4 protein-coding genes are annotated in these 3,089 nt (G+C 56.4%); 3 read left to right on the forward strand and 1 reads right to left on the reverse strand.

Annotated features, from left to right (window positions below):
- On the reverse strand, positions 1–347 hold a 347-nt coding region (locus ABWP27_RS12675; protein WP_353157449.1), incomplete at its 3' end, for an SDR family NAD(P)-dependent oxidoreductase.
- Between the two features lie 66 nt (positions 348–413).
- Here ABWP27_RS12675 and ABWP27_RS12680 point away from each other — a divergent pair.
- The 3 genes from ABWP27_RS12680 to ABWP27_RS12690 all read left to right on the forward strand — a co-directional run.
- Positions 414–923 carry a DNA-deoxyinosine glycosylase gene (locus ABWP27_RS12680; RefSeq protein ID WP_353157452.1) on the forward strand — a complete coding sequence of 170 codons (510 nt, stop codon included), beginning with the start codon at positions 414–416 and terminating at the stop codon, positions 921–923.
- Between the two features lie 25 nt (positions 924–948).
- Positions 949–1,779 (forward strand): spermine/spermidine synthase domain-containing protein, encoded by an 831-nt coding sequence (locus ABWP27_RS12685; RefSeq protein ID WP_353157455.1) that lies wholly within the window; start codon positions 949–951, stop codon positions 1,777–1,779.
- A 54-nt stretch (positions 1,780–1,833) separates the two neighbouring features.
- On the forward strand, positions 1,834–3,089 hold a 1,256-nt coding region (locus ABWP27_RS12690), incomplete at its 3' end, for a GspE/PulE family protein (protein WP_353157458.1).

A 3,089-nucleotide genomic window follows, 5' to 3' on the forward strand; every position in this document is an offset into this window, starting at 1 on the left:
CCGACAATATTGGTGGTGAAGATGCGTTGCATGCGCGCGGCATCCATCTGATCGACGCGCATCTGCTGTTCCAGTATCCCGGCGTTGTTGACCAGCGCGGTGAGCGTGCCCAGTTCGCTGTCCACGGTTTCAAACATGCGCAGGATGTCGGCCTCGACTGCCATATCGGCTGCAACTGCCATCGCTGTACCGCCGGCCTGTCTGATGCTATCGACTACGGCATCGGCCGCAGCCTTGTTATGCAGATAGTTGATGCATACGGCATAGCCATCGATGCCGCCCAACTTGGCAATTTCCGCACCGATGCCACGGCTGCCTCCGGTGACGATCATCACTTTCTTGCTCATGTACTTCCTCCTGATGGCGTCAAATTTGCATACTGTCAGTCTGCAGTCGTACATTAAAATACCAGCATGTCCGCTTCCAGCCAACCGCCGCGCCAGGATTCATTGCTGTCCGGCTTCGCACCCGTCATCGACCGCAAGACTGAAATTCTGATTCTCGGCAGTTTCCCCGGGGTAGCGTCATTGACGGCGCAGCAATATTACGCGCACCCGCGCAATCAATTCTGGCGTCTGCTCTCGGCCTTGATCGGTGAAGATCTGGTCGCTTTGCCGTACACAGACCGGCTGGATACATTACTGTTCCATCACATCGGCGTATGGGACGTGATCGACGCCTGCGCACGCGAGGGCAGCCTGGATAGCGCCATCCGCGCAGCCAGGCACAATGATTATGCGCAACTCAGGCAATTGGCGCCGGCGCTCACGCGCATAGGCTTTAACGGCAAGACTGCCGGCAAGCAGGAAGCACACTTCGCAGAAGCCGGTTTTCAAACATTCGTGCTGCCGTCTTCTTCGCCTGCCTATGCCGCCATGACATTTGAGCAGAAGCTGGCCGTCTGGCGCGGTATCATGCTGTAAGTTAAAAAATCCTCACACCGAATTCATGCTGATCAAACGTAAATCCATAGAAGCCGACGCCAATCTGAAAAGCGGCCCGGGTAAAAAACCTGCTGCAACCGTCAAACCAAAACCGGCACGAAAAGTAAAATTCGCTCCGGTTACGCTGTCCGAACAGTTCGGCATCCGCTATCTGCATTTCGGTACCGAATGGGTACAGGGCGCAATGCGCATCAGCAAACCCGACTGGATCGAACTCGAATATGCGCAGCAAATGATGGCGTGGATGCTGTTCAACGACAAACCGCAACACATCGTGCAACTTGGCCTGGGTACCGGCGCACTGACCAAATTCAGCTATAAATGGTTCCCCGAGGCGCAGGTCACGGCGGTTGACCTGAATCCTTCCGTCATCACGATCTGCGAAACGATGTTCAAGCTGCCGCCTAACGACGAGCGGCTGAACGTGATCGAAATGGATGCGCTGGAATATGTCAACGATCCGGCCAATCTGGGTCGCATCGATGCCTTGCAGGTCGACGTATACGACGCCACCGCGCGCGGCCCGGTGCTCGATACACCCGAGTTTTATCAATCGTGCGCAGCCTGCCTGACGCCGGACGGCATCATGACGGTGAACCTGTTTGGCGATCATCCAAGCTACGCCAGGAATCTGAGCGCGATGCACTTTGCGTTCGATACCGTGATTTCCCTGCCGGAAGTCCATGACGGCAATGTCATCGCCATCGCCTTCAATACCACGCCGACGCTGGATATTGCAGCACTGTACGAACGCGCGGCGCAGATCACTGCGACCACAAAATTGCCGGCAAAATCCTGGGTCAACGGCATCAAGGCATGGCAGGCACAGCAATAAGCCACCTGCCGTGTGTTAACATCGCTTCACTGTTCCATCTAATGGGTCATGGTCATGCCAACTGCTAGCGCTACACCGATTGCGACGAATAAATCTGCTGCCAAAAAACTGGACATGCAGCAAATTTTCACCTGGCTGCTGGCCGACGGCATCGTCGCCAAGGATGACGTCAAAGCCCTCTATAACCAGTCGCAGGCCATTTACAAGAATGCGTCGATCGCGATGCATCCGCTGGTAGCTGTGGCGCAATGCAAGCTGCTCTCCGCCACGGCGCCGCACAGGCCGGTCACACTGGACTGGCTGACGGAATGGCTGGCCGGCAAGGTCAAGCTGCCGTTCTACCGCATTGATCCGCTGAAGATCGATTTCACCCGCGTGGCCGATGTGATGTCGGCTTCGTATGCGACGCGCTTCCATATCCTGCCGGTCGAAATGACGCCGAGCGAACTGGTCGTGGCGACTTCCGAACCATTCGCCATCGAATGGGAAGCCGAGATCGCCAAGATCACACGCCGCAACGTCAAGCTGGTGATCGCCAATCCGCTCGAAATCGCACAGTACACAACGCAGTTTTTTGCGCTGGCAAAATCGATCAAGGGCGCGAAAAAACTGAACGGCCAGGATCTGGCGCTGCGCAACAACTTCGAGCAACTGGTTGAGCTCGGCAACAGCAGCAAACAGGTCGATGCCAACGATCAGCACATCATCAACATCGTCGACTGGTTGTGGCAATACGCATTCGATCAGCGCGCATCCGATATTCATCTGGAACCGAAGCGCGACCTGTGCGCGATCCGCTTCCGCATCGATGGCGTGCTGCATCAGGTGTATCAGGTGCCGCCCATCGTCATGATCGCGATGACTGCGCGCATCAAACTGCTCGGACGCATGGACGTGATTGAAAAACGCCGCCCGCAGGATGGCCGCATCAAGACGCGCACCAATAACGGCCAGGAAGTCGAATTGCGTTTATCGACGATGCCGACCGCCTTTGGCGAAAAACTGGTGATGCGGATTTTCGATCCCGATGTAGTCGTCAAATCGCTGCCTGAACTCGGCTTTCCACCGGACGATGCAGCACGCTGGGACAAGCTGACCACGCGCCCGCACGGCATTATTCTGGTGACCGGCCCGACCGGCTCCGGCAAGACGACGACCTTGTACACCACGCTGAAAGCACTGGCGACCAGCGAGGTCAATGTCTGCACGGTGGAAGACCCGATTGAAATGGTGGAAGGATCGTTCAATCAAATGCAGGTGCAGCACGGCATCGATTTGTCGTTTGCCGATGGTGTGCGTTCGCTGATGCG

This window comes from Herminiimonas fonticola, from assembly GCF_040395855.1.
Classification (GTDB): Bacteria; Pseudomonadota; Gammaproteobacteria; order Burkholderiales; family Burkholderiaceae_D; genus Oxalicibacterium; species Oxalicibacterium fonticola_A.